This window comes from Pseudomonas sp. MWU13-2517 (genome assembly GCF_023242545.1).
Taxonomy (GTDB): Bacteria; Pseudomonadota; Gammaproteobacteria; order Pseudomonadales; family Pseudomonadaceae; genus Aquipseudomonas.
Genome location: NZ_JALMFA010000006.1, coordinates 202,064 through 227,666, shown reverse-complemented (window position 1 = coordinate 227,666; position 25,603 = coordinate 202,064). Strand labels below are relative to the sequence as shown.

At 58.3% G+C, this 25,603-nt stretch carries 23 protein-coding genes; 14 read left to right on the top strand and 9 right to left on the bottom strand.

Annotation, left to right across the window (positions count from 1 at the left end):
* Positions 1-46: 46 nt before the first annotated feature.
* Positions 47-823: a peptidoglycan-binding protein gene (locus M5B97_RS11015; RefSeq protein WP_248731473.1), complete on the bottom strand. Its 777-nt coding sequence runs from the start codon at positions 821-823 to the stop codon at positions 47-49.
* A gap of 135 nt (positions 824-958) precedes the next feature.
* Between M5B97_RS11015 and def the strand changes: the two genes are divergently transcribed.
* The 5 genes from def (at position 959) to M5B97_RS10990 (ending at position 5,522) form a co-directional block, all read left to right on the top strand.
* Entirely contained in the window at positions 959-1,465 is a 507-nt protein-coding gene (gene def / locus M5B97_RS11010) for a peptide deformylase (RefSeq protein WP_016970668.1), read from the top strand.
* Positions 1,466-1,534: 69 nt separating this feature from the next.
* Complete coding sequence (gene fmt, locus M5B97_RS11005; protein WP_248731472.1) at positions 1,535-2,488, top strand: methionyl-tRNA formyltransferase; 954 nt, start codon at positions 1,535-1,537, stop codon at positions 2,486-2,488.
* On the top strand, positions 2,485-3,795 hold the full coding sequence (gene rsmB, locus M5B97_RS11000; RefSeq protein ID WP_248731471.1) for a 16S rRNA (cytosine(967)-C(5))-methyltransferase RsmB: 1,311 nt from the start codon (positions 2,485-2,487) through the stop codon (positions 3,793-3,795). Before fmt ends, rsmB begins: the two co-directional genes overlap by 4 nt.
* A gap of 22 nt (positions 3,796-3,817) precedes the next feature.
* Positions 3,818-5,191 carry a Trk system potassium transporter TrkA gene (trkA, locus tag M5B97_RS10995; protein WP_123716674.1) on the top strand — a complete coding sequence of 458 codons (1,374 nt, stop codon included), beginning with the start codon at positions 3,818-3,820 and terminating at the stop codon, positions 5,189-5,191.
* A gap of 19 nt (positions 5,192-5,210) precedes the next feature.
* On the top strand, positions 5,211-5,522 hold the full coding sequence (locus M5B97_RS10990; protein WP_134661109.1) for a hypothetical protein: 312 nt from the start codon (positions 5,211-5,213) through the stop codon (positions 5,520-5,522).
* A 125-nt stretch (positions 5,523-5,647) separates the two neighbouring features.
* Here M5B97_RS10990 and M5B97_RS10985 read toward each other — a convergent pair whose 3' ends face one another.
* Positions 5,648-6,535: a lysophospholipid acyltransferase gene (locus tag M5B97_RS10985; protein WP_060756553.1), complete on the bottom strand. Its 888-nt coding sequence runs from the start codon at positions 6,533-6,535 to the stop codon at positions 5,648-5,650.
* 40 nt (positions 6,536-6,575) lie between these two features.
* Positions 6,576-7,133: a DNA-3-methyladenine glycosylase I gene (gene tag, locus M5B97_RS10980; RefSeq protein WP_248731470.1), complete on the bottom strand. Its 558-nt coding sequence runs from the start codon at positions 7,131-7,133 to the stop codon at positions 6,576-6,578.
* 81 nt (positions 7,134-7,214) lie between these two features.
* Here tag and glyQ point away from each other — a divergent pair, with 81 nt between their 5' ends.
* From glyQ to M5B97_RS10960, 4 genes are all read left to right on the top strand, one after another.
* Positions 7,215-8,168, top strand: a complete 954-nt coding sequence (gene glyQ / locus M5B97_RS10975; RefSeq protein ID WP_003170711.1) for a glycine--tRNA ligase subunit alpha — start codon at positions 7,215-7,217, stop codon at positions 8,166-8,168.
* Positions 8,165-10,219, top strand: coding sequence for a glycine--tRNA ligase subunit beta (gene glyS, locus M5B97_RS10970; RefSeq protein WP_248731469.1), 2,055 nt, complete (start codon positions 8,165-8,167; stop codon positions 10,217-10,219). The genes glyQ and glyS overlap by 4 nt, the downstream gene beginning before the upstream one ends.
* Before the next feature lie 2 nt (positions 10,220-10,221).
* Entirely contained in the window at positions 10,222-10,758 is a 537-nt protein-coding gene (gene gmhB / locus M5B97_RS10965; protein WP_248731468.1) for a D-glycero-beta-D-manno-heptose 1,7-bisphosphate 7-phosphatase, read from the top strand.
* Between the two features lie 82 nt (positions 10,759-10,840).
* Positions 10,841-11,611 (top strand): lysophospholipid acyltransferase family protein, encoded by a 771-nt coding sequence (locus M5B97_RS10960; RefSeq protein WP_123716670.1) that lies wholly within the window; start codon positions 10,841-10,843, stop codon positions 11,609-11,611.
* A 373-nt stretch (positions 11,612-11,984) separates the two neighbouring features.
* Here the strand turns inward: M5B97_RS10960 and M5B97_RS10955 are convergent, their stop codons facing one another.
* The gene (locus tag M5B97_RS10955; protein WP_248731467.1) at positions 11,985-14,264 is read right to left on the bottom strand and encodes a CHASE2 and HATPase_c domain-containing protein; all 2,280 of its coding nucleotides are present in this window, start codon (positions 14,262-14,264) and stop codon (positions 11,985-11,987) included.
* 3 nt (positions 14,265-14,267) lie between these two features.
* The gene (locus M5B97_RS10950) at positions 14,268-15,149 is read right to left on the bottom strand and encodes a FecR domain-containing protein (protein ID WP_248731522.1); all 882 of its coding nucleotides are present in this window, start codon (positions 15,147-15,149) and stop codon (positions 14,268-14,270) included.
* Between the two features lie 352 nt (positions 15,150-15,501).
* On the opposite strand from M5B97_RS10950, the gene M5B97_RS10945 reads away from it, so the two are divergent.
* Positions 15,502-16,224, top strand: coding sequence for a response regulator transcription factor (locus M5B97_RS10945; RefSeq protein WP_134661112.1), 723 nt, complete (start codon positions 15,502-15,504; stop codon positions 16,222-16,224).
* A gap of 102 nt (positions 16,225-16,326) precedes the next feature.
* On the opposite strand, the gene gyrB is transcribed toward M5B97_RS10945, so the two are convergent.
* The 4 genes from gyrB to dnaA are packed head-to-tail and all read right to left on the bottom strand — an operon-like array spanning position 16,327 to position 22,526.
* On the bottom strand, positions 16,327-18,744 hold the full coding sequence (gene gyrB / locus M5B97_RS10940) for a DNA topoisomerase (ATP-hydrolyzing) subunit B (protein ID WP_134661113.1): 2,418 nt from the start codon (positions 18,742-18,744) through the stop codon (positions 16,327-16,329).
* A gap of 4 nt (positions 18,745-18,748) precedes the next feature.
* Entirely contained in the window at positions 18,749-19,852 is a 1,104-nt protein-coding gene (gene recF / locus M5B97_RS10935) for a DNA replication/repair protein RecF (protein ID WP_123716666.1), read from the bottom strand.
* A gap of 20 nt (positions 19,853-19,872) precedes the next feature.
* Positions 19,873-20,976, bottom strand: coding sequence for a DNA polymerase III subunit beta (dnaN, locus tag M5B97_RS10930; RefSeq protein ID WP_122485322.1), 1,104 nt, complete (start codon positions 20,974-20,976; stop codon positions 19,873-19,875).
* Between the two features lie 38 nt (positions 20,977-21,014).
* Positions 21,015-22,526 (bottom strand): chromosomal replication initiator protein DnaA, encoded by a 1,512-nt coding sequence (gene dnaA / locus M5B97_RS10925; protein ID WP_248731466.1) that lies wholly within the window; start codon positions 22,524-22,526, stop codon positions 21,015-21,017.
* A gap of 585 nt (positions 22,527-23,111) precedes the next feature.
* On the opposite strand from dnaA, the gene rpmH reads away from it, so the two are divergent.
* From rpmH to yidC, 4 genes are read left to right on the top strand one after another with little or no spacing between them, the layout of a single operon-like run.
* The gene (gene rpmH, locus M5B97_RS10920; protein WP_003213577.1) at positions 23,112-23,246 is read left to right on the top strand and encodes a 50S ribosomal protein L34; all 135 of its coding nucleotides are present in this window, start codon (positions 23,112-23,114) and stop codon (positions 23,244-23,246) included.
* Positions 23,247-23,262: 16 nt separating this feature from the next.
* Positions 23,263-23,667, top strand: a complete 405-nt coding sequence (gene rnpA / locus M5B97_RS10915) for a ribonuclease P protein component (RefSeq protein ID WP_003177079.1) — start codon at positions 23,263-23,265, stop codon at positions 23,665-23,667.
* Positions 23,660-23,905, top strand: coding sequence for a membrane protein insertion efficiency factor YidD (gene yidD, locus M5B97_RS10910; protein WP_080752880.1), 246 nt, complete (start codon positions 23,660-23,662; stop codon positions 23,903-23,905). Before rnpA ends, yidD begins: the two co-directional genes overlap by 8 nt.
* Positions 23,906-23,907: 2 nt before the next feature.
* Positions 23,908-25,590 carry a membrane protein insertase YidC gene (yidC, locus tag M5B97_RS10905; RefSeq protein WP_123716664.1) on the top strand — a complete coding sequence of 561 codons (1,683 nt, stop codon included), beginning with the start codon at positions 23,908-23,910 and terminating at the stop codon, positions 25,588-25,590.
* Positions 25,591-25,603 lie beyond the last annotated feature (13 nt).

Sequence of the window (25,603 nt, the reverse complement as noted above, 5' to 3'; positions counted from 1 at the left end):
GAACAAGCTGTGGATAACTCTGTTGGTAACTTATTTAGCAGGCTATTCATTGCGTTTGATGGGCAGTCACGAAACGGTCCATCACCGCCAGTGAACGCGAGGCACTGAGCACCAGGCCGTAACTGAGTTTTTCAAAGGTGCGAAACACCACCAAGGTGCCGGCACGTTCGTCGGGAAGTTGCGTCGGCGCCCCGGTGAGGGTGTCGCGGACGGTGGAGCCGCTCTTGATCACGGTGAGCAATTGGCCTTCGACCATTCCGTCGCGCCGGCCCTTATTCAGGGTTACCGCGTCGAGCACGCCGATCTGAGTGACGCCCTTGGGGATATCAATGATCTGGCCTTCGATAAAAGCGGTCGGTTCTGCACCTTCCCACCTTGTCAGCTCGACAGGGCGTTCGGTACTCAACAAACGGTCGCCTGGACGAACCTCCTGGGTCACTCGCTGCACGGCCAGGGTGGTGAGATCACCCGCCATCACAAAGCGTGCGGTGCCGATATCGTCGGCATTGACGCCCAGCAGTTCTTGAGTGTGTGGGTCGGTATAGGTTTTACCGCGGCGGAAAATCCCATAGCTTGCCTGGGACGGATCGAGAGAGCCCCGGGCATGCACCCGCTCGCCATTGGCGCCCAACACCCGTCCTGCTTCTGCCGCGACAATGTAAGGCGCACGGTCCAGATCCTGGGGCGTATCGAGAATGCGGTTGTGCAATAAAAAGCGCTGGATTGCCTGTTGCGTCGGTTGATCCAGCCGCTGTGCAGGCTGGGGAATAAGGGCCGTGGCAAACGGGGCCCACAGCAGCAAGACGAGTAGCGATTTCCTCATGGGGTCAATCTCCTTTATTATGTGCGTTCGCGTGAAATGCCATAGCCTCCGCGGCTTTTGAGCGTTTCACACCGGCTGTCTGGGTCCATCCCAACGCCGATTTGCCTCTACCTCACATGTGCAGCAATTACGCTTATGGCTATTTTGAACATCCTCGAATTCCCCGACTCGCGCCTGCGCACGATCGCCAAACCGGTGGCCGTAGTGGACGACAAGGTTCGTCAGTTGGTCGATGACATGTTTGAAACAATGTATGAAGCCCCGGGCATCGGCCTCGCCGCCACCCAGGTCAACGTGCATCAGCGCGTCGTGGTCATGGACCTGTCGGAAGATCGCAGCGAACCACGGGTGTTCATCAACCCCGAGTTCGAACCGCTGACCGAAGAAATGGGCGAATACCAGGAAGGCTGCCTGTCGGTGCCGGAGTTCTACGAAAACGTCGAACGCCCGCTGCGCGTGAAGATCAAGGCCCTGGACCGTGATGGCAAGCCCTACGAGTTGATCGCCGATGGTCTGCTGGCGGTGTGCATCCAGCATGAATGCGACCACCTCAACGGCAAGCTGTTCGTCGATTACCTGTCCACGCTCAAGCGCGACCGAATCAAGAAGAAGCTGGAAAAAAAGCATCGCCAGCAAGCTTGATGCCCTTCTTCCAAAGGCTTGCTGCGGCAAGCCTTTTTCTTTTGTGACTGTTTTTAACCGAGAACTCCCATGACCGAGCCACTGCGCATAGTTTTTGCCGGCACTCCCGAATTCGCAGCCGAACACCTCAAGGCGCTGCTTGCCAGCCCCTATGACATCGTCGCGGTGTATACCCAGCCGGATCGCCCGGCCGGGCGCGGGCAAAAACTGATGCCAAGCCCGGTCAAGCAGTTGGCGCTGGAGCACAACATTCCTGTGCTGCAACCTCCGACCCTGCGTAATGCCGAGGCCCAGGCCGAGCTGGCCGCTCTGAAGCCGGACCTGCTGGTAGTCGTGGCCTATGGCTTGATCCTTCCACAAGCGGTGCTGGACATTCCACGGCTGGGTTGCATCAACAGTCATGCCTCGTTGCTGCCACGCTGGCGCGGTGCGGCGCCAATCCAGCGGGCCGTCGAGGCGGGCGACAGCGAAAGCGGTGTGACCGTGATGCGCATGGAAGCGGGCCTGGATACCGGGCCGATGCTGCTCAAAGTCACCACCCCGATCACCGGCGAAGACACCGGTGGCAGCCTGCACGATCGTCTCGCCGAGCTGGGCCCACCGGCTGTGATCCAAGCCATCGCCGGCCTCGCCGTGGGTACCCTGCCAGGTGAAGTACAGGACGACAGCCTGGCCACCTATGCGCACAAATTGAATAAAGACGAAGCCCGCATCGACTGGAGCCGCCCGGCCGTGGAACTGGAGCGCCTGGTGCGCGCCTTTAATCCCTGGCCGATCTGCCACAGCACGCTCAATGGCGAAGCCTTGAAGGTACTGGCCGCCACCTTGGCCGATGGCAAAGGCGCTCCCGGTGAAATCATCGGTGCCAGCAAAGACGGCCTGTTGGTGGCCTGCGGTGAAAAGGCGCTGTGCCTGACACGCCTGCAGTTGCCCGGCGGCAAGGCGCTGAATTTCAGCGACCTGTTCAACAGCCGTCGTGAGAAATTTTCCGTGGGTACGGTTCTCGGGGCGGTCGCCCAATGAACCCGCGTCTGGCCGCCGCCAAGGCCCTCGCCGCCGTTCTCAACGGCAAGGCTTCGTTGAACAGTTCACTGCCCACCCAGCTGGATAAGGTCGAAGACCGCGATCGCGGTTTCACCCAAGACCTGGCATTCGGCACGGCCCGCTGGCAGCCGCGCTTGTCGGCACTGGCGGCCAAGCTGCTGCAAAAGCCGTTCAAGGCAGCCGATGCGGATGTGGAAGCGCTGCTATTGGTCGGACTCTATCAGTTGCTCTACACCCGCGTGCCGGCCCACGCCGCCATCGGTGAAACCGTCGGCTGCGCCGACAAGTTGAAAAAACCCTGGGCCAAGGCTCTGCTCAACGCCGTACTACGCCGTGCCCAGCGCGAAAGCGAAGCGCTGCTGGCCGAGCTGGAGCATGACCCGGTGGTGCGCACCGCGCACCCACGCTGGCTGCAAAAAGCCCTGAAAGCTTTCTGGCCCGAGCAATGGGAAAGCATTTGTGCCGCCAACAACGCGCATCCGCCGATGATCCTGCGGGTCAACCGTCGTCACCACAGTCGCGATGCCTACCTGCAATTGCTTATCGGGGCCGGCATCAACGCCACGCCGTGCGTGTACAGCGTCGACGGTATCGTGCTGGAGACTGCCACCGACGTACGCAGCCTGCCGGGTTTTGCCGAAGGCTGGATCAGCGTGCAGGACGAAGCCGCACAACTGGCCGCTGACCTGCTCGACCTGGCCCCCGGTCAACGCGTGCTCGACGCCTGCTGCGCACCAGGCGGCAAGACCTGCCATATCCTGGAAGTCGAACAGGGCCTGGCGGGAGTGGTCGCGGTCGATCTGGAAGCCAAGCGCCTGGTACGTGTGCGTGAAAACCTCGCACGCCTGGGCCTGAATGCCGACCTGATCGCTGCCGACGGCCGCGACACCGCCAGTTGGTGGGACGGCAAACCCTTCCAACGTATCCTGCTGGACGCGCCCTGTTCCGCCACAGGCGTGATCCGCCGTCACCCCGACATCAAGCTGACGCGCCAGCCCGACGACATCGCGGCCCTGGCCGTGCTGCAAGGCGAACTGCTCGACGCTTTGTGGCCGACCCTGGAAGTCGGCGGCATCCTGCTCTACGCCACCTGCTCCACCTTGCCCACCGAGAACACCGAGGTGATCCAGGCCTTCCTCGCCCGCACCAGCGGCGCGCGGGAACTGGACCTTGCCACGGCTGCCGGTATCAAGCAGCCCCACGGCCGCCAATTGCTCGCACAGGAAGGCGGCCATGATGGCTTCTACTACGCCAAACTGATCAAGATCGCCGCCGCGCGCGGCTGAATGGTTTTAAGGGAGTGACCGGATGAAAATCATCATCCTTGGGGCAGGGCAGGTCGGCGGTACGCTGGCCGAACATTTGGCCAGCGAAGCCAACGATATCACCGTGGTCGACACCGACAGCGAGCGCCTGCGCAACCTTGGCGACCGCCTGGACATCCGCACCGTGCAAGGCCGCGCGTCGTTCCCGACGGTGCTGCGCCAAGCCGGTGCCGACGATGCCGATATGCTGGTCGCCGTGACCAACAGCGACGAAACCAACATGGTCGCCTGCCAGGTCGCCCACACTCTGTTTCACACCCCCACCAAGATCGCTCGCGTGCGTGAAGCGGCCTACCTGACCCGTGCAGGGCTGTTCGACAACGACGCGATTCCGGTGGACGTGTTGATCAGCCCGGAACAGGTGGTGACCCACTACATCAAGCGCCTGATCGAGATACCCGGCGCCTTGCAGGTGATCGACTTCGCCGAAGGCAAGGCGCAACTGGTGGCGGTGAAGGCTTACTACGGCGGCCCGCTGGTTGGCCAGCAACTGCGCCAATTGCGCGAGCACATGCCGAATGTGGAAACCCGTGTAGCGGCTATTTTCCGTCGCGACCGACCGATCCTGCCCCAGGGCGATACAGTGATCGAAGCTGACGACGAGGTATTCTTCATCGCAGCCAAGGCGAATATTCGCGCAGTGATGAGCGAAATGCGCCGGCTCGATGAGAGCTACAAACGCATCGTGATAGCAGGGGGTGGGCAGATCGGTGAACGGTTGGCGGAGGCGATTGAAAGCCGTTATCAAGTCAAGATCATCGAGATGAGCCCGACACGCTGCCGGTATTTGTCCGACACGCTCGACAGCACCGTGGTCCTGCAAGGCAGCGCCTCGGATCGCGATCTGCTGCTGGAAGAAAACATCGCCGACGCGGATATCTTCCTGGCCCTGACCAACGATGATGAAGCCAACATCATGTCTTCCCTGCTGGCCAAGCGGCTGGGGGCGAAGAAGGTGATGACCATCATCAACAACCCGGCCTATGTCGACCTGATTCAAGGGGGTGACATAGATATCGCCATCAGCCCGCAGCTGGCCACCATTGGCACCTTGCTCGCCCATGTGCGCCGTGGCGATATCGTCAGCGTGCATTCCCTGCGCCGGGGCGCGGCGGAGGCCATCGAGGCGATCGCCCACGGTGATGCGAAGTCGAGCAAGGTGATCGGCAAGGCCATTCGCGATATTGGCCTGCCACCGGGTGCAACCATCGGCGCGATCATTCGTGATGAAGAAGTGATCATCGCCCACGACGACACAGTGATCGCCACGGGCGACCATGTGATTCTGTTCCTGGTGGATAAAAAGCATATCCGCGATGTGGAGAAGTTGTTCCACGTGGGGCTGAGCTTTTTCTGACACAACGGAGTACACCAGCATGCTAGATTCCCTGGAGAAAATGCTCGCCAAGGGTGTGGATAATTCCTTGCTGCGCTTTGGTTTGGGCAAGGGTTATCTGGACTTGAAGGACAACGCCAAGGCGGCGGAACATTTGCGCAAGTGCGTCGAGTTTGACCCGAAGTATTCGGCGGCGTGGAAGTTGCTGGGCAAGGCACAGGCGGGACTGGGTGATAACGCTGCGGCGCGGCTGGCGTGGGAGAAAGGGATTGAAGCGGCCCAGGCCCATGGCGACAAGCAGGCCGAGAAAGAAATGACGGTGTTCCTGAAGAAACTCGACCGCCAGGCCTGAGCAGATCGAAAAATGTGAGAAGGCGCTAGCCCGTGTCAGCCCATGCATGTGGACTGAGTCACCGCTCTCGGGGGCAAGCCCCTCTCTCACATTCTGTGTTGTATCGGCTTTGAGTCAGCAGCGGGTCAGTACCACCGCGCCTCACCCGGCGGGCGCTTCTTGAAGCGTTTCATGCTCCACATGTACTGGCTCGGGTAGGCGCCGACATAACGCTCCACCACCTTGCTCATGGCCGCGCAGGACGTGGCGGTGTCAGTGCTGTACATGTCTTCCGGCGCCGCTTCCAGGATCACTTTGTAGCCTGAGCCATCCGGCAGCCGCAGCGCGTGCAGGAACACACCCACGGCCTTGTGGCCCGCGAGCATGTTCGGCACGAACTTGCTGGTCAGCGCCTGGGTAGCGAAAAACGGTACGAAGATCCCTGCCGACTCGGCCGGTTCCGGGTCGGCGGGGATGCCGACCTGACCGCCTTTGCGCACTTCCTTGATCACGCTGAGAATGCCTTCCTTGGTCGACGCGGCCACGCGGTTGCCCAGTTGCACGCGTTGCTTTTGCAGCAACTCATCCACCGCCTTGAGCTTCGGCGGACGGTAGAAAATGATCGGTTTGCATTGGTTGCAATAGAAGTGGTTCAGCACTTCCCAGTTACCCAGGTGGCTGGTGATACCCACAACGCCCTTGCCCGACGCCAGAGCTTGATGCAGCACTTCCAGGCCCTCGACCTCGCGCACCAGATCGATGGAGCGCTGGGCCGGCCAGATCCAGGCGCAGGCGCTTTCGGTCAGGGACTTGCCGATGTCCATCAGGCTCTGGCCGACCAGACGCTCGCGAGCGGCCGGATCCATGTCCGGGAAGCACTTGGAGAGGTTGATCCGCACCGTGTCGCGGGAACGGTTGGGGGTTTTCCACATGATCCAGCCAATCGCCGTACCGACAGCTTGAACGGCGCGCCAAGGCAGCAGGGCAAATAACCGGAGAGCGCCTACCAGCAAGGCGCCTTTAAACTTTTCCACAGGTCACTCCTGATCGTGTGTGGTGCGCAAAGCGCGCATTCTAACCGGCGTTGACCAACTGCGCGTAACGGTCGCAGTCCCGGGTGTGGTCCATGACCATGCCGCTGGCTTGCATGAAGGCATAGCAGATGGTCGGCCCGACAAAGGTGAACCAGGCCTTTTTCAGGGCCTTGCTCATGGCTTCGGCCTCGGGAGTAATTGCCGGGACTTCGCTGCGATCCTTGAAATGATTGACCTTGGGCACGCCGTCAACGAATGACCAGAGCCAACCCACCGGGTCTTCCAGGGCCAACCAGGCGGCAGCATTGCGCCGACTGGCGTTGAGCTTCAGGCGATTGCGCACGATTCCCGGATCAAGCATCAAGGCTTCGATTTCCGCATCGGTCAGTTTCGCCAACCGCTGCGCATCAAAACCGAACAAGACCTTTCGATAATGCTCGCGTTTGCGTAAAACGGTGATCCAGGACAGGCCCGCCTGGAACCCTTCGAGCAAAAGCAACTCGAACAAACCCTGCGCATCGCGCAACGGCGTTCCCCACTCCTGATCGTGATAAGCCATGTACAGCGGATCTTCAGAACACCAAAAGCAGCGTGGCATAAGGCTCCAGGGAGTGGTTGCAGGACCGAATCGGGTATACTCCCGCTCTTTAAATCGCAGCCCAAGTAACAGGTGAATTTCGTGAGCCAGCCTACGCCAGCCGTGCGTACCTTCCAAGACTTGATCCTCGCCCTCCAGCAATACTGGGCCGAGCAAGGTTGTGTGGTACTTCAGCCCTACGATATGGAAGTAGGCGCCGGCACTTTCCACACCGCAACATTCCTGCGGGCCATCGGCCCGGAAACCTGGAACGCCGCTTATGTGCAGCCCAGTCGTCGCCCGACTGACGGCCGCTACGGCGAAAACCCGAACCGTCTGCAGCACTACTACCAGTTCCAGGTGGTCTTGAAGCCGAACCCGGACAACTTCCAGGAGCTGTACCTGGGCTCGCTGAAACATGTCGGCCTGGACCCATTGGTCCACGACATCCGTTTCGTCGAAGACAACTGGGAGTCACCGACCCTGGGCGCCTGGGGCCTGGGCTGGGAAGTGTGGCTCAACGGCATGGAAGTGACGCAGTTCACTTACTTCCAGCAAGCGGGCGGCATCGAGTGCTACCCGGTGACCGGCGAAATCACCTACGGTCTCGAGCGCCTGGCCATGTACCTGCAGGGAGTGGACTCGGTCTATGACCTGGTGTGGGCAGACGGCCCGTTCGGCAAAGTGACCTACGGCGATGTGTTCCACCAGAACGAAGTGGAGCAGTCCACCTACAACTTCGAACACGCCAACGTCGACAAGCTGTTCGAGCTGTTCGACTTCTATGAAAGCGAAGCCAAGCGCCTGATCGAGCTCGACCAGCCGCTGCCGTTGCCGAGCTATGAAATGGTGTTGAAGGCCTCCCATACCTTCAACCTGCTGGACGCCCGCCGTGCCATCTCGGTAACCGCGCGCCAGCAATACATCCTGCGTGTACGCACCCTGGCGCGTTCCGTCGCTCAAGCCTACCTGCTGGCACGCGCCAAGCTGGGCTTCCCGATGGCAACCGAGGACCTGCGTGATGAAGTGTTGGCTAAGCTGGAGGCTGCACAATGAGTGCTCAAGATTTCCTGGTTGAACTGGGCACCGAAGAGCTGCCACCCAAGGCGCTCAATACCCTTGCCGACGCCTTCCTGGCCGGTATCGAAAAGGGCCTGCAAACCGCCGGCCTGAAGTTTGAAACGAAAAAAGTCTACGCTGCGCCACGCCGCCTGGCCGTGTTGCTGACCGCTCTGGAAACCCAGCAGCCGGATCGCAGCATCAACCTCGACGGCCCACCGCGTCAGGCCGCTTTCGACGCCGAAGGCAACCCGACCCAGGCCGCTCTTGGTTTCGCCAAGAAGTGCGGCGTAGAGCTGAGCGATATCGACCAGAGCGGCCCGAAACTGCGTTTCAGCCAGGTCATCACCGGCAAGCCGACCGCGAGCCTGCTGCCGACCATCGTCGAAGACTCGCTGAACGACCTGCCGATCCCCAAGCGCATGCGCTGGGGTGCTCGCAAAGAAGAATTCGTACGCCCGACTCAGTGGCTTGTAATGCTGCTCGGTGACCAGGTCATCGACTGCACCATCCTCGCCCAGAAGGCGGGCCGTGACTCCCGTGGTCACCGTTTCCACCATCCGCAAGGCGTACGCATCACTTCGCCGGCCAACTACCTCAACGACCTGCGTGCTGCCTACGTGCTGGCCGATGCCAACGAGCGTCGCGAGCTGATCAGCAAACGCACCGAAGAGCTGGCCCGCCTGCAGGAAGGCACCGCCATCGTTCCGCCAAGCCTGCTCGATGAAGTGACCGCCCTGGTTGAATGGCCGGTGCCGCTGGTGTGCTCGTTCGAGGAACGTTTCCTCGAGGTGCCGCAAGAAGCGCTGATCACCACCATGCAGGACAACCAGAAGTATTTCTGCCTGCTGGACGTGGACGGCAAGTTGCTGCCGCGCTTCATCACCGTGGCCAACATCGAGAGCAAGGACCCGCAGCAGATCATCGCCGGTAACGAGAAAGTCGTTCGCCCGCGCCTGACCGACGCCGAGTTCTTCTTCAAGCAAGACAAGAAGCAGAAGCTGGAAGACTTCAACCTGCGCCTGCAGAACGTGGTGTTCCAGGAAAAACTCGGCAGCGTCTATGACAAGGCTGTACGGGTTTCCAAACTGGCTGCCTACATCGCACCACGCATTGGCGGTGATGCCGCCTGGGCCGCGCGGGCGGGCCTGCTGTCCAAGTGCGACCTTGCCACCGAGATGGTCGGCGAGTTCCCGGAAATGCAAGGCGTTGCCGGTTACTACTACGCCCTCAACGACGGCGAGCCGAACGATGTGGCCCTGGCGCTGAATGAGCAATACATGCCGCGCGGTGCCGGCGCCGAGCTGCCAAGCACCCTGACCGGCGCAGCCGTGGCCATCGCCGACAAGCTGGACACCCTCGTAGGTATCTTCGGTATCGGCATGCTGCCCACCGGCAGCAAGGACCCGTACGCTCTGCGCCGTGCGGCCCTGGGCGTGCTGCGTATCCTGATCGACAAGAAGCTGGACCTCGACCTGACCCAGGCCGTGGTATTCGCCGTCGGCCAGTTCGGTGCCAAGGTCAAGCAAGCCGGCCTGGCCGAGCAAGTGCTGGAGTTCGTCTTCGACCGCCTGCGTGCGCGTTACGAAGACGAAGGCGTGGACGTTTCCGTCTACCTGTCGGTACGTGCCCTGCAACCCGGTTCTGCGCTGGACTTCGACCAACGCGTACAAGCCGTACAGGCATTCCGCAAGTTGCCGGAAGCCGAAGCCCTGGCTGCCGTGAACAAGCGCGTGTCGAACCTGTTGAGCAAGGCCGAAGGCCTGGGCAATGCCGACGTCGACCCAAGCCTGTTTGCCGATGCCAAGGAGTTCTCGTTGAACTCGGCCATCGCCAAAGCGGAAAACGCGGTGAAGCCGCTGATCGCCGAGCGTAACTACGCCGAAGCATTGGCGCGCCTTGCGAGCTTGCGTGAGCCGGTGGATGCGTTCTTCGAAGCCGTGATGATCAACGCCGAAGATGCCGGCGTGCGGAAAAACCGCTATGCCATGCTGGCACGCCTGCGCGGCCTGTTCATCGGCATCGCCGATATTTCGACACTGAGCTGACCATGTTGAAACTGCTGATTCTCGATCGGGACGGGGTGATCAACTACGACTCCGATGCATACATCAAGTCGGTGGAGGAATGGATTCCACTGCCTGGCTCGATCGAGGCGATCGCGCAGTTGAGCAAAGCCGGCTGGACGGTGGCCATCGCCACCAACCAGTCAGGCATTGCCCGTGGCTACTACGACATCGCGACTCTGGAGGCCATGCACGCGCGCTTGCGCACGTTGGTGGCCGAACAAGGCGGTGAGGTAGGGCTGGTGGTGTATTGCCCCCATGGGCCGGATGAGGGCTGCGATTGCCGCAAACCCAAACCTGGCATGTTGAAAACCATTACAGAACATTACAAGGTGCCCTTGGCTGGGATATGGTTCGTCGGGGACAGCCTCGGTGACCTGGAGGCGGCCAAAGCCGTCGACTCTCAGCCAGTTTTGGTTAAGACCGGGAAAGGCGAAAAGACCCAGGCGAAAAACCTGCCGGTAGGCACTTTGATTTTTGACGATCTGGCGGCGGTTGCCGCAGAACTTATCAACAACTAGCCGCCCTCGACTTCCTGACCAAGGACTGTTCGGGAGTGCGCTTTTAACAGGCGGGCCGTGTCCCGCAACGGTAAATGCCGCCATGTCGATCTTGCAGGCCATCAGAACCTTTTTCTTTTACCTGCTGCTGGGCACCAGTTCGTTTCTCTGGTGCACCCTGAGCTTTTTTATTGCGCCTTTTTTGCCGTTCAAGGCGCGCTATCGCTTTATCAACGTCTATTGGTGCCGCTGCGCGTTGTGGCTGACCAAGGTATTCCTGAACATCCGTTTCGAGATCAAGGGCGCTGAAAACGTCCCGGAACAGCCCTGCGTGATTCTGTCGAACCACCAGAGCACTTGGGAAACGTTCTTCCTGTCGGCCTACTTTTCGCCATTGAGCCAGGTACTCAAGCGTGAGTTGCTGTATGTGCCGTTCTTCGGCTGGGCCATGGCCATGCTACGGCCGATCGCCATTGACCGTGACAACCCCAAGGCGGCGCTCAAGCATGTGGCCAAAAAAGGCGACGAGTTGCTCAAGGATGGCGTCTGGGTGCTGATCTTCCCCGAAGGTACTCGGGTGCCCTACGGCACCGTAGGCAAGTTCTCACGCGGTGGTACCGCGCTGGCGGTCAATGCCAATCTGCCGGTTTTGCCAATTGCCCACAACGCCGGCAAGTTCTGGCCAAAGACCGGTTGGGCAAAACGCGAGGGCACCATCACCGTGGTGATAGGCGAACCGATGTACGCCGAAGGGGAAGGACCGCGTGCCATTGCTGCACTTAATGACCGCGCTGCCGCGTGGAACGAGGCACAACAGCGAGCCATGGGTTCCCTGCCTCCGGAGCCGGTTGTAGTCGAGACACCTGCGGTATGACGTTCTGTGGATAACCTGTGCACGGTTTGTTGGCGAATTGCCGATTTATAATCCTAACCGGATGATTTTATTACATATTTCTAAGCCTTATAAAATCTCGAAAAACGTGCATAAGTTTTTTCAGCATTAAAAAACCGGTCCTTGTGACTAATGCCAGTCAGTTAAGGGTGAACGCTGTATGTGTGGCGAGGGAGCTTGCTCCCGTTGGGCCGCGAAGCGGCCCCGCTCTTTGTCTACAAAGCATGGGACTGCTGCGCAGTCCAGCGGGAGCAAGCTCCCTCGCCACAGGTTACCTTTTAGCCTTTCTCCTTCTTAACTGACTGGCATTAGTCCTTGTGACCGGTTTTTTATGCACAGAAGAAAAGTACGTTTCTTATTCGTCCAAAAGCGGTAGATGCAGGATGAAAGTAGAGCCTTTTTCCAACTCGCTTTCACACAGGATATGGCCACCGTGACGCTCTATCACGGCTTTGACCATGGTCAGGCCCAGTCCCAGACCCTCACTGCCTTGGGCCGAATCAAAGCGCCGGTACTGGTTGAAGAGCTCGGGCAGATCTTCAGGTGCAATACCCGGCCCCTGATCGCTGATACGGCATTCCAAACCACCTCGCACGCTGCTATGGCTCAACCTTACGGTAGTGCCCGAGGGCGAGTATTTGATGGCATTCTCCAGCACATTAAACAAGGCTCGGGTGAGCAGCGATTGATCTGCCGAGACCATTCCCTCATCGGCTTCATCCAGGTCGTGAACCAGATGGATACCCTTGAGCTGGGCGAGCACAGCCACCTGGTCAAACGCATCCATCACAAGCATGGCAAACAGCGTGGGCTGGAACTGATAGCCGTCGGCCTCGGCTTTGGCCAATTGCACGAAGGATTCGGTGAGGCTCAGAGCGCGCTTCACCTGTTGTTCGATTTGAGCAAATACCGGTGACTCGCCATCGTGCACATCCAGCAGCGCCAGGATTGCCGAATGCGGCGCACGCAGGTCGTGGGACAAAAAGCGCAGCATGGTCTCGCGGTGCTGCTGGGCCTCGCGTTCCTTGCTCAGGTCCGTCAGGCTCAGCAGCCAACCGAGGGCGATATCGCCTTCAGCCGGCAGCAAGGGGGCAAGCTCCATGCGCAGGCTGCGCTGGTGAATGTCACGAAACTCAACAAGCTCCAACGCCGACAGGGCAGGTCGAACGCCATTGTGCAGCGGAGGGTAGCCCAAGTCAGCGAGCTGTTCGATCAGGTTGGTGCTGACCAGATCGCTGCCGAATACTTCGCGGGCAATCCGATTGGCGAGCAGTATGGTGCCTCTGGGGTCGGTAATCAGCGTAGCCACCGGCAGGCATTCCAACCCATCGGCCATGAAGCGTCGCGTGTCCCGTGTACGGCTGACTGCTTGCTCCAGGGCAAAGATCCGCGCCTGTAATACATCACCTTTGCTCGCCGGGGCGCGACGACGTTCCGGGAGGACCTTGGGTTCGTAATCCAGCTGCGCCAGTTCCCAGCCGAAATAAGCAAGGATCACGCTGAGGCGACGCCAGTTCCAGATCAGGTAGCTGAGCAGCAAACCGATCAGACACGCCGCTGGCGACCACCAGTGCCCCATGCGCAGCAGCACCCATGAGCCCAGCAAAGCGGCAGCCATGCACCCCAGCGTCATCCACAGGGCGTAGCGGGGGAGGTACAACAGAAGGCCCAATAACAATGCCACCAGCGACGTGGCCATCAGCGCTGCGAGCCAACCGGGAAGCTCGACGATACTGCGCTCCTGCAGCAAGCCATTGAGGACGTTGGCCTGGATCTCCACCCCCGCCGTGGTGCCCGCAAACGAAGACAGCGGTGTAACAAAACGATCACCCATTCCGGAGGCGGTGGCCCCCACTAGGATCAGGCGGTTGCGCAACTGCTCGGGAGCAACCTCACCACGTAACAGGCTGGCATAGGACACGCTGGGAAAATGCGTGTGGGCCGCAATGAACGGGATGCGTATAGCGTACTCCCGATGCCACTGTGCATTGGTTTGCGCCAACGGCTCCCCTGGCATGTCAGAAGGTTGGCCGCTTAATGTGTAGGCTTCCCATGCCAACTGCGGTGTCGTATTACCCGGAGGGCCTTCACGCAGGTACAGGCTGCGTACGACGCCATCGCTATCCGCTTCCACATTGATATGCCCAAGCCCTCTGGCGCACTTGAGCAAAGGCAAAATTTGGGCGTCCGGCTCGCCATAGCTGGTGGCGCCTTCACGCAATAACGGAAGTACCACATTGCCCGCGTTGCAAATCGCATCAGCCAAGCGTCGATCATTGGCGGGCACGCCAGGCTCGCTGAAGATCACATCGAACAGGATAGCGGCCGGTCGGGCGTCACTCAGGCGGTCGATCAGATCGGCATGCAAGCTGCGTGGCCAAGGCCAACGGCCCAGTTCTTTCAAGCTCTGGTCGTCAATCGTCACCAACAAGATGCGCGGATCCACCGGCAGGGGTGCGAGGCGGCGAAGGCTGTCGTACAGCGGGTTGTTCAGCGCCAGGCCCGGGCTGAGGGACAGGTAGGCGGTGATCGGCAATAACAGTAAACCTATCCACAACCATTCGCGGACCAAGCCATGGAATAAACGCTGGGCATGGGTAGGCTGGCGTTTCTCGGCCTTGCGCCAGAGCATCATAGGTCAGCCACCGGGTGCCTGCGCCTGTGTGGCGGGTGGGTAGTAGAAAATGTCATAAACCCCGGTTTCCCCCTCCAGGCCGTGCTCATCGTAGGCCGACAAACGCACGTGATAGAACAACGCCTTGAGCCCAGTGAAGCTCATTTTCGGCTCGCTGGAAAAGTTTTGCTGCTTGATGTTCAGGAAGGCGGTATCCGTAGCAACCTGCGCGCGATAGCGCTGCGCACCCGGTAATGGCTGCAGGTACAAATGCCACACGGGCGCATCGCCTTTCAAACCATCCTGGCCGATCAACACGGGCGCGGGCAGAAGCTCTACAGGCTTGAGGTCACCTTGTTTCGTGAACAGCAGTCCCTGGCGCGCGCCCACTTTTACTTCGTCTTCGACAGGGCCCCGCTTCATGTTCACGTCACGGTTCACCGCAACCTGCCCGTTAAGTACCTCCAAGACTGATTGCCCGGCATCGTCCCGTACTCGAAAGTGCGTACCGCGTACCCCCAGCACGCCCACGGGCGTCACGATCTGGAACCGGTCATGGTCGCTGGCTCGCTTGATCACATAGGCTTCAGCCTGGCCTTGTTCGAGAATCACTTGGGGAATCGACTGCCCAGGCACCAGATGCAAACGCATCTGTGAGCTGGAGGGCAATACCACTCTCGAGCCATCACCCAGCAACAGGCTGGTGAACGCCGATTCCGAAGTTCTCACGCCTTCTTGCTCATCGATGGTCATGCCTTCCTGCAGAGGGTGCGCCTTGCCCTTGCTGTCCAGCTTCCAGGCATCCCCGGTCAGGTGCAAAACAACCGCGGGCAGCGGCTGGGCGCGACAGGCAAAATGATCATCGACGTAGGCGGCGCGGGGCGCCGCAGAAACTTGCCCAGCCATCAGGGCCAAGACCAGGAACGAGGGCAGGGCACCAAACACGCGGCAGGGAGAGGGGATCATGGTGCTTATCGACATGGGGCTTCCAGAAGGCGTTTGACAGAAACGCGCAGGTTTACGCTAGCGCATGCGTCGGCTGATCCTTTTCCTAAAGAGCGGGAGCCGGTATCTTTCCTATATCGGGACTGAAGATTTTCAACGAGTTAACGGCTCTTTGATATCAGCGTACCGATTGATCCACGAGGTATTGAGTCTGGCCACAATTATTCAGATTCAATCACCGGTATTTGTTCTGTACGAAATCGCTGTCGAAAAGGCCATCGATGGCCGACATTTTAGTAGAAAGGACCCACCCATGCGTGTCGCAATACTGGATGACGAGCCCGCCGAACTGCGCCGGGTTGAACAGACACTGCGACAGATCCCCAGCACTGCGGAACAGCCCTGGTCCCTGCATTTTTTTGAACGCGGCGAAGACCTGCTGCGTCAGCTACGCCGGGAAACCTTCGATCTGTTGATACTCGATTGGCAACTGCCCGATATCACTGGAATCGCCCTGTTGCGCTGGACTCGAGAACACATGGAGGCCCCGCCTGCGGTCATTATGCTGACAAGCCGCGATGCGGAGAGCGACATCGTCACGGCACTCAACAGCGGGGCAGACGACTACGTCAGCAAACCCTTTCGCCCCAATGAACTCAAAGCACGGGTCAGTGCGGTTTTGCGTCGCCATGGCCTGCAAAAACCCACCACCAGCGAACTGCAGAGTTTCAACGACCTGACCTTTGACGACGCTGAATTGACCGTCACCCGCGCAGGTAAACCGATCAATCTGACCGAAAGGGAATATCGCTTGGCCAGTTGCCTGTTCGCCAACCTGGCGCGGCCGCTGTCTCGCGAATACCTGTATGAGCGGTTCTGGACTCACGAAGAGATGGTGTCATCACGACCGTTGGACACGCATATCTATCGGCTGCGTAACAAGTTGGGACTGACGGCGGATCGAGGTTGGCAATTGCTGACCATCTATGGGTATGGGTATCGGTTGGAGAGCGTGGCAACCACCACATCAGGCTGAAACTGACGATGTTCCACGTGGAGCATTTTTAAAATGCTTTCCACCCTTCAATAAAAAAGGCCAACGCTAAGCATTGGCCTTTTCTTTAGCGAGCGGGCTTGATCAGAAGTCCAAGTTGGATACCGCCAAGGCATTGCTCTCGATGAAGTCACGGCGAGGTTCGACCGCATCACCCATGAGGGTGTTGAAGATCTGGTCTGCGCCAATAGCGTCTTCGATGGTCACGCGCAGCATGCGACGCTGGCTCGGGTCCATGGTGGTTTCCCACAGCTGATCCGGGTTCATTTCGCCCAGACCTTTATATCGCTGGATAGTGTGACGCTTGGTGCTTTCAGTCATCAGCCAATCGAGGGCTTCTTTGAATTCCTTGACCGGCTTCTTGCGTTCGCCGCGCTGGATGTAAGCGCCCTCGTCCAACAGGGTGCTCAGTTGGGCCCCCAGGGTGACCACCGTCTTGTAATCATTGCTGCCGAAGAAGTCGCGGTTGAAAGTGACGTAGTTCGACAGGCCATGGGAGATCAATTCGACCTCGGGCAGCCACACGCCACGTTCACGATCTTCACGCAGGCTGGCTTTGTAGACCAGGCCAGACTTCTCGACGGTACGTAGGCGCACCTCGTATTGAGCCAACCAGTCCTGCATGGCTGCGTGATCACCCAACTGCTCCAGGCTGACCGCCGGCAGGTAGATGAAGTGTTCGGTCAGCTCCTGAGGGTACAGGCGCGACAGACGCTTGAGGGTCTTCATCACCATGCGGAAGTCGTTAACCAGACGCTCCAAAGCCTCACCGGAGATGCCCGGTGCTTCGTCGTTCAAGTGCAGGCTGGCATCTTCCAGGGCCGACTGCGTCATGTATTCTTCCATGGCGTCGTCGTCTTTGATGTATTGCTCTTGCTTGCCCTTTTTCACTTTGTACAACGGCGGCTGAGCGATGTAGATATAGCCACGCTCGATCAGCTCCGGCAACTGACGGAAGAAGAAGGTCAACAGCAGGGTACGGATGTGCGAGCCGTCGACGTCAGCATCGGTCATGATGATGATGTTGTGATAGCGCAGCTTGTCGATGTTGTACTCGTCACGACCGATGCCACAGCCCAGAGCCGTGATCAAGGTGCCGACTTCCTGGGAGGAAATCATCTTGTCGAAACGGGCTTTCTCGACGTTGAGGATCTTACCTTTCAACGGCAGGATGGCCTGGGTGCGACGGTTACGACCCTGCTTGGCGGAACCGCCAGCAGAGTCACCTTCCACCAGGTACAGCTCGGAGAGGGCAGGGTCCTTCTCCTGGCAGTCTGCCAATTTGCCCGGCAAGCCGGCGATGTCCAGCGCGCCTTTACGACGGGTCATCTCACGGGCTTTACGCGCCGCTTCACGGGCACGTGCCGCGTCGATCATCTTGCCGACGACCAGCTTGGCTTCGTTAGGGTTTTCCAACAGGAAGTCGGAGAAGTACTTGCCCATCTCCTGTTCCACTGCGGTCTTCACTTCGGAAGACACCAGCTTGTCTTTGGTCTGGGAACTGAACTTAGGGTCCGGTACTTTTACCGAGATAATCGCGGTCAAGCCTTCACGCGCATCGTCACCGGTGGTGGCGACTTTGTGCTTCTTCGCCAGGCCCTCAGCCTCAATGTAGGTGTTCAGGTTACGCGTCAGTGCAGAACGGAAACCCACAAGGTGAGTACCGCCATCGCGCTGTGGAATGTTGTTGGTGAAGCACAACAGGTTCTCGTTGAAGCTGTCGTTCCACTGCAGGGCGATTTCCACGCCGATACCGTCTTCGCGCTGGATGTTGAAGTGGAACACCTGGTTGACCGCAGTCTTGTTGGTGTTCAGGTATTCAACGAACGCACGCAGGCCACCTTCGTATTTGAACAGCTCTTCCTTACCGCTGCGCTCGTCCTTGAGGACGATACCCACACCGGAGTTGAGGAAAGAGAGTTCACGAATACGTTTGGCGAGGATGTCCCAGCTGAAGTGAATATTCTTGAAGGTCTCGCTGGAAGCTTTGAAGTGAATCTGAGTACCCGTGGTTTCACTTTCACCTACGATTGCCATCGGTGCCTGAGGCACGCCATGCACGTAGGTTTGCTCCCAGATCTTGCCACTTCGGCGAACGGTCAACACCAGCTTTTCCGACAGGGCGTTTACCACCGAAACACCCACGCCGTGCAAACCGCCGGAGACTTTATAGGAGTTATCGTCAAACTTACCGCCAGCGTGGAGCACGGTCATGATGACCTCTGCCGCCGATACGCCTTCTTCTTTATGCACATCCACCGGAATACCACGACCATTGTCGCGAACGGTGATGGATTCATCCGGATGGATGATGATGCTGATGTCGTCGCAGTGACCGGCCAGCGCTTCGTCGATGGAGTTATCGACCACCTCGAACACCATGTGGTGCAGACCGCTGCCATCATCGGTGTCGCCGATGTACATACCGGGACGTTTGCGTACGGCATCCAAACCTTTCAGCACTTTGATGCTGGTCGAGTCGTACGTGTTTTCTTCGCTCATGCCTTCACTCCCGATGGTCGTGGGTCTGGGTGATACGGCCCTGTTCCACGTGGAACAAAGCGACTGGCGTTTCCGTCTGCCAGCCTTCCCTCAATAATTCGTGGTCTACACAGGTGATAAAAACCTGGCAGCGTAAGTCTTCCAACAAGCGGCATAGCGAACGGCGGTGCTGCTCGTCGAGTTCGGACGGCAAGTCATCCACCAGATAAATACATTGACCGCGTCGGGCCTGGCTAACCAAATGCCCCTGGGCGATACGCAACGCACACACCACCAACTTCTGCTGGCCACGGGACAAGATGTCCGCAGCATTGTGTGCGCCCAATCTAAGGCGCAAATCAGCACGTTGAGGGCCAGCCTGCGTATGGCCAATTTGCTGGTCCCGCTGCAAGGACGTGGCGAGCACCGCACTCAGCTCACGCTCTTTGTCCCAACCCCGGTAGTAGCTCAGCGTCAGCCCTTCGAGGTCCAACAACTCCCTCAAGGTCTGTTCAAAGACTGGTTTCAAGGCTTTGATATAGGCGCGGCGGTAATCATCTATTTCATCGCTGGCCAGGCACAATTCCCGGTCCCAGGCCGCTTGCGAAGCGGCGTCAAGTGTACCATGCCGCAGCCACGAGTTCCGCTGCCGCAGGGCCTTCTGCAGGCGCTGCCAAGTGGCCATGAATCGCGGTTCCACGTGGAACACTCCCCAATCGAGGAACTGCCTGCGTATTTTCGGTGCGCCTTCCAACAAGCGAAAGCTATCAGGGTTGATCAATTGCAACGGCAGAATTTCTGCGAGTTGCGCCGCACTGCGAGCATTCTGCCCATCAATGCGAATTTGGAACTCCCCACCCCGATCACGAGATATCCCCAAGCTGCTATGCCCACCTTCAGCCAATTCAACCTGGCCAAAAACGGTGCACGCCAATTGTTCATATTGGATGACCGGCAACAGACGAGCGCTGCGAAAGGAACGGGCAAGCCCCAGCAAATGAATGGCTTCCAGCACGCTGGTTTTGCCACTGCCGTTGGCGCCGTGGAGGATGTTGATGCGGGGAGAGGGGGAGAAGGTCACCGGGTGCAGATTGCGCACCGCGGTGACCGAGACGCGACTGAGGGACATCTAGCTTCTGCTGAACATAATTACAGGCGCATCGGCATGACAACGTAAGCCGAGTCGTCATTGTCGGATTCTTGCACCAGAGCGCTGCTGTTGGAGTCCGACAGAATCAGGCGAACCTGTTCAGTGGTCATTACTCCCAGTACGTCCAGCAGGTAGCTCACGTTGAAGCCAATTTCCAGTGAGCCGCCGTTGTAGTCGACACCCACTTCTTCTTCCGCTTCTTCCTGTTCCGGGTTGTTAGCCTGGATCTTCAGCTGACCGTTTGCCAACTGCAGACGGATACCGCGGTATTTTTCGTTCGAAAGGATCGCAGTACGGCTGAATGCCTCACGCAGGGCCTGACGATCACCGAGTACCAACTTGTCACCACCTTTTGGCAGGACACGCTCGTAATCCGGGAATTTACCGTCGACCAGCTTGGACGTGAAGGTGAACTCGCCAGTGGTTGCGCGGATGTGGTGCTGACCCAGGACAATGCTGACGTTGCCATCCGGCTCGGTGAGCAGGCGTGCCAGCTCAAGGATACCTTTGCGCGGTACGATCACTTGGTGGCGGTCCGGCTGACCGATATCGGCCTTCATCGAACACATTGCCAGGCGGTGACCATCAGTGGCCACTGCACGGATGATGCCTTCCGACACTTCCAGCAGCATGCCGTTGAGGTAGTAACGCACGTCCTGCTGGGCCATGGCGAAGCTGGTGCGTTCGATCAACCGACGCAGCTTGCTCTGTTCCAGGCTGCACGTTAGGGAGCCTGGACCCTCTTCCACAGTCGGGAAATCATTGGCCGGCAAGGTGGACAGGGTGAAACGACTGCGACCGGCCTTGACGACCAACTTGGCCTCATCAACCTTGATGTCGATCAGCGCGTCGTTCGGCAGGCTTTTGCAGATGTCCATCAGCTTGCGCGCCGGCACGGTGATCTCGCCAGGTTCGGCGGGTTCTTCCAACTGCACACGACCGACCAGCTCGACCTCCAGGTCGGTACCGGTCAGGGACAATTGCTGGCCTTCGACTACCAGCAATACGTTGGAAAGCACCGGCAAGGTCTGTCGGCGCTCGACGACGCCCGCGACCAGTTGCAGGGGTTTCAACAGGGCTTCGCGTTGAATGGTGAAATGCATGGTCTAGTCCCTTGCCTTAATAAGCTGCGCTGGTGTCATCAAGTTGTCAGTGTACGCAGCAGGTTCTTGTAGTCCTCGCGAATATCCGCGTCGGATTCCTTAAGTTCGTTGATTTTGCGGCACGCGTGCAGAACCGTGGTGTGGTCGCGCCCGCCAAATACATCACCGATTTCCGGCAGGCTATGGTTGGTCAACTCCTTGGAGAGGGCCATGGCCACCTGGCGGGGACGTGCTACCGAGCGCGAACGGCGCTTGGAAAGCAGGTCAGAAATCTTGATCTTGTAGTACTCGGCGACGGTGCGCTGAATGTTATCCACACTCACCAGCTTGTCTTGCAGGGCCAGCAAGTCTTTGAGTGATTCGCGAATCAGCTCGATGGTGATGTCGCGCCCCATGAAGTGCGAGTGTGCGATAACCCGCTTGAGCGCACCTTCCAGCTCACGCACGTTGGAGCGGATGCGTTGGGCAATGAAGAACGCAGCATCGTGAGGCAGGTCGACTTTGGCCTGGTCGGCCTTTTTCATCAGGATCGCAACCCGGGTTTCCAACTCTGGCGGCTCTACCGCAACGGTCAGGCCCCAGCCGAAGCGAGATTTCAAGCGTTCTTCGAGGCCCTCGATTTCCTTCGGATAACGGTCACTGGTCAGGATGACCTGCTGACCGCCTTCGAGCAGGGCATTGAAGGTGTGGAAAAACTCTTCCTGGGAACGTTCTTTGCGCGCGAAGAATTGAATGTCATCGATCAGCAAGGCGTCCACCGAACGGTAGAAGCGCTTGAACTCGTTGATGGCATTGAGCTGCAAGGCCTTGACCATGTCAGCCACGAAACGCTCCGAATGCAGGTACACGACCTTGGCATTCGGGTTCTTCTTTAATAAGTGGTTACCCACGGCGTGCATCAAGTGAGTCTTACCCAAGCCAACGCCACCATAAAGGAAGAGTGGGTTGTAACCGTGCTTGGGGTTATCGGCGACCTGCCAGGCGGCCGCACGAGCCAATTGGTTGGATTTACCTTCGACGAAGTTCTCAAAGGTGAAGGTACGGTTCAGGTAACTGGTGTGCTTGAGCGCACCTTCGACCTGCACGGTGCGCTGTTCGGCGCGAACCGGAGCTTGCTGCGAACTGGCGCCAGCCATTGGGTCAAAGCTGTCGCGAGACGGCTCTTCATTATCCGGCGCGCCCTTTTGGGCAGAAGGTTTGATCGGTGCCGGTGTAGAGGCAGGCGTAGCAACAGCCGGTGCAGATTGGGCTTGCGACGCAGCAGCGGCCAACGGTGCGTTCGGCGCAGCGCGAGGTGCGGAGCTACGTTTGCTGCCTATTAATAAGGAAAGCGCAGGCGCGAGGCCGTTGCCATGTTCGTCGAGTAATTCGAGAACGCGGCTCAGGTACTTCTCATTGACCCAGTCGAGAACAAAACGATTCGGCGCGTAGACACGCAACTCGTCGCCTTCGGCTTCGACCTGTAGCGGACGGATCCAGGTGTTGAATTGCTGGGCAGGCAGCTCATCGCGCAAAAGCTCCACGCACTGCTGCCAAAGTTCCACTGACACGGATATCCCCTAAGTTGAAAGCCGGTGAGGCAAAAACAGCCGCCATTGTAGCGGCCAGCCGCTCACTTATCCACATGTAGGTTGCCCACAGAGCAGCCAAAATCAATGCCTTAACCGCGAAAAAGGCGACCAATGGTCTGTGCATAAGCTCTGTGGATAAACGCCCGTGAGCTCATTGCAAAAGTAGGGGCGAAAGTCTGTGTATAACCGACCTGTGGATAACTGGCTATTCCACACACAGCTTTTCCGATAGCGCAGCACAGGCAGAGCACCGTTTCTCCCCCGTGTTGTCATTCTCTGTACATCACGTGGAATAAGGCCTAAAGGCAGTTATCCACAGATGAAGGGCTGCCTAGCTTTTATAAGCTTTACAGAAAAGCTTTAAATAACTTCCTTCTCTATTTCTATATCTATGGGACTCGACGTGAAGCCAGGTGAGAAGAAAAGGGCGCTTTGCCTTATAAAGATCTAATTAAAGGAAAAGCTGGTTGGAAATTGACCTAGAGGCTTGCTTTCTCTAGAATCGCCGGTCTCTTAAAACGGGGGCCATTCCGGCCCGTTGTGGACGAACCAGGTAACAACGCCATGAAACGTACTTTCCAACCCAGCACCATCAAACGCGCCCGTACCCACGGCTTCCGTGCCCGCATGGCCACCAAGAACGGTCGTGCCGTCCTGTCGCGTCGTCGCGCCAAAGGTCGCGCGCGTCTGGCAGTTTGATAATCCGGCACTGGTGGTGAGTCAGGACTTCAGTCGGGAAAAGCGTCTGCTAACCCCCCGGCATTTCAAGGCAGTCTTTGACTCCCCCACCGGCAAGGTTCCGGGGAAAAATCTCCTGCTCCTTGCGCGTAACAACGATCTTGATCACCCCCGTCTCGGGTTGGTGATCGGCAAGAAGAGCGTAAAGCTCTCCGTTGAGCGCAATCGCCTCAAGCGTCTGATGCGCGAATCGTTTCGCCTCCACCAGGACACTCTGGTTGGTTGGGATATTGTTATCGTCGCGCGCAAAGGCTTGGGGGATGTAGAAAACCCCGAATTGATTCAGCATTTCGGCAAGCTCTGGAAACGTTTGGCTCGTACCCACAAGCCAGCACCAGCAGTCAGCACCGAAACTGTGGGGGTAGACAGCCTTGATGCGTAAACTGGCCATCGTTCCGATCCAGTTTTACCGCTATGCCATTAGTCCTCTGATGGCAAACCACTGTCGTTTCTACCCCAGCTGTTCCTGCTACGCGTTAGAAGCCATAGAAAATCATGGTCTTCTGCGCGGTGGCTGGCTGACCTTTCGTCGTTTAGGTCGCTGTCATCCGTGGAATCCCGGTGGTTATGACCCGGTTCCACCTATCCCTACCTCCCGTTCTTCTTCGATGGCCGAGTAATCATGGATATTAAACGCACGATCCTGATCGTCGCCCTGGCAATCGTGTCCTACGTTATGGTTCTTAAGTGGAACCAGGACTATGGGCAAGCTGCCCTGCCGACTCAGAATGTTGCTACCAATCAGGCTGCGCCGGCTATTCCGGACACCCCGCTGGGTAACAACGCTTCCGCCAGTGCCGATGTACCCAGCGCAAATGCCGATACCAGCACCCCTGTAGAAACGCCGGTAATCACCAATAAAGACCTCATCCACGTAAAAACGGATGTGCTTGACCTGGCTATCGACCCACAGGGCGGTGACATCGCGCAGTTGAAACTGCCGCTGTATCCACGTCGTCAAGACCACCCGGATGTTCCGTTCCAACTGTTCGATAACGGTGGTGAGCGTGTTTATCTGGCACAAAGTGGCCTGACTGGCACCAATGGCCCGGATGCACGTGCTACCGGTCGTCCGGTTTATTCGACCGAACAAAAGACTTATCAACTGGCTGATGGCCAGAACCAGTTGAACGTCGACCTGAAATTCAGCCTCGACGGCGTCAATTACATCAAGCGTTTCAGCTTCACCCGCGGTTTGTACGATTTGAAGGTCACTTACCTGATCGACAACGAAAGCGACAAACCCTGGAACGGCAACCTGTTTGCCCAGCTCAAGCGTGATAACAGCGCCGATCCTTCTTCCAGCACCGCCACCGGCACCGCGACTTACCTGGGCGCCGCCCTGTGGACAAGTAGCGAGCCGTACAAAAAAGTGTCGATGAAAGATATCGACAAGGGTGCTCTGAAAGAAACCGTCCAAGGCGGTTGGGTTGCCTGGTTGCAACACTACTTCGTGACCGCATGGATCCCGAACAAGGGTGAAGCCAACCTGGTTCAAACCCGCAAGGACAGCCAAGGCAACTACATCATTGGTTTTACTGGCCCGACACTGACCGTTGCGCCAGGCGCCAAGGCTGAAACCAGCGCTACTCTGTATGCCGGCCCAAAAAGCCAGGCTGTCCTGAAAGAGTTGTCCCCAGGTCTGGAACTGACTGTGGATTACGGCTTCCTGTGGTTCATCGCCCAGCCGATCTTCTGGCTGCTGCAACATATCCACAGCATCGTCGGTAACTGGGGCTGGTCGATCATCTTCCTGACCATGCTGATCAAAGGGCTCTTCTTCCCTCTGTCGGCAGCCAGCTACAAATCGATGGCGCGCATGCGTGCCGTTGCGCCGAAATTGGCCGCGTTGAAAGAACAGCATGGCGATGACCGGCAGAAAATGTCGCAAGCCATGATGGAGCTGTACAAGAAAGAGAAGATCAACCCACTGGGTGGATGCTTGCCGATTCTGGTGCAGATGCCGGTGTTCCTGTCGCTGTACTGGGTACTCCTGGAAAGCGTGGAAATGCGTCAGGCTCCGTTCATGTTGTGGATAACTGACCTGTCGATCAAAGACCCGTTCTTTATCCTGCCGATCATCATGGGCGCTACCATGTTTATCCAGCAGCGCCTGAACCCGGCTCCACCGGACCCTATGCAGGCCAAGGTGATGAAAATGATGCCAATCATCTTCACCTTCTTCTTCCTGTGGTTCCCAGCCGGCCTGGTACTGTACTGGGTAGTCAACAACGTGTTGTCGATCTCCCAACAGTGGTACATCACTCGTAAAATCGAAGCGGCTACCAAAAAAGCTGCGGCGTAATTTACTCTGTGGA

Excerpts from the sequence above, each read along its gene's own strand:
- M5B97_RS10990 (WP_134661109.1), top strand. The coding sequence starts at position 5,211 with ATGCTAGATTCCCTGGAGAAAATGCTCGCCAAGGGTGTGGATAATTCC.
- gyrB (WP_134661113.1), bottom strand. The coding sequence starts at position 18,744 with ATGAGCGAAGAAAACACGTACGACTCGACCAGCATCAAAGTGCTGAAA.
- M5B97_RS11015 (WP_248731473.1), bottom strand. The coding sequence starts at position 823 with ATGAGGAAATCGCTACTCGTCTTGCTGCTGTGGGCCCCGTTTGCCACG.
- M5B97_RS10960 (WP_123716670.1), top strand. The coding sequence starts at position 10,841 with ATGTCGATCTTGCAGGCCATCAGAACCTTTTTCTTTTACCTGCTGCTG.
- trkA (WP_123716674.1), top strand. The coding sequence starts at position 3,818 with ATGAAAATCATCATCCTTGGGGCAGGGCAGGTCGGCGGTACGCTGGCC.
- def (WP_016970668.1), top strand. The coding sequence starts at position 959 with ATGGCTATTTTGAACATCCTCGAATTCCCCGACTCGCGCCTGCGCACG.
- fmt (WP_248731472.1), top strand. The coding sequence starts at position 1,535 with ATGACCGAGCCACTGCGCATAGTTTTTGCCGGCACTCCCGAATTCGCA.
- glyS (WP_248731469.1), top strand. The coding sequence starts at position 8,165 with ATGAGTGCTCAAGATTTCCTGGTTGAACTGGGCACCGAAGAGCTGCCA.
- M5B97_RS10950 (WP_248731522.1), bottom strand. The coding sequence starts at position 15,149 with ATGGCTGGGCAAGTTTCTGCGGCGCCCCGCGCCGCCTACGTCGATGAT.
- M5B97_RS10945 (WP_134661112.1), top strand. The coding sequence starts at position 15,502 with ATGCGTGTCGCAATACTGGATGACGAGCCCGCCGAACTGCGCCGGGTT.
- dnaN (WP_122485322.1), bottom strand. The coding sequence starts at position 20,976 with ATGCATTTCACCATTCAACGCGAAGCCCTGTTGAAACCCCTGCAACTG.
- yidD (WP_080752880.1), top strand. The coding sequence starts at position 23,660 with ATGCGTAAACTGGCCATCGTTCCGATCCAGTTTTACCGCTATGCCATT.
- tag (WP_248731470.1), bottom strand. The coding sequence starts at position 7,133 with ATGCCACGCTGCTTTTGGTGTTCTGAAGATCCGCTGTACATGGCTTAT.
- recF (WP_123716666.1), bottom strand. The coding sequence starts at position 19,852 with ATGTCCCTCAGTCGCGTCTCGGTCACCGCGGTGCGCAATCTGCACCCG.
- gmhB (WP_248731468.1), top strand. The coding sequence starts at position 10,222 with ATGTTGAAACTGCTGATTCTCGATCGGGACGGGGTGATCAACTACGAC.
- M5B97_RS10955 (WP_248731467.1), bottom strand. The coding sequence starts at position 14,264 with ATGATGCTCTGGCGCAAGGCCGAGAAACGCCAGCCTACCCATGCCCAG.
- rpmH (WP_003213577.1), top strand. The coding sequence starts at position 23,112 with ATGAAACGTACTTTCCAACCCAGCACCATCAAACGCGCCCGTACCCAC.
- rsmB (WP_248731471.1), top strand. The coding sequence starts at position 2,485 with ATGAACCCGCGTCTGGCCGCCGCCAAGGCCCTCGCCGCCGTTCTCAAC.
- yidC (WP_123716664.1), top strand. The coding sequence starts at position 23,908 with ATGGATATTAAACGCACGATCCTGATCGTCGCCCTGGCAATCGTGTCC.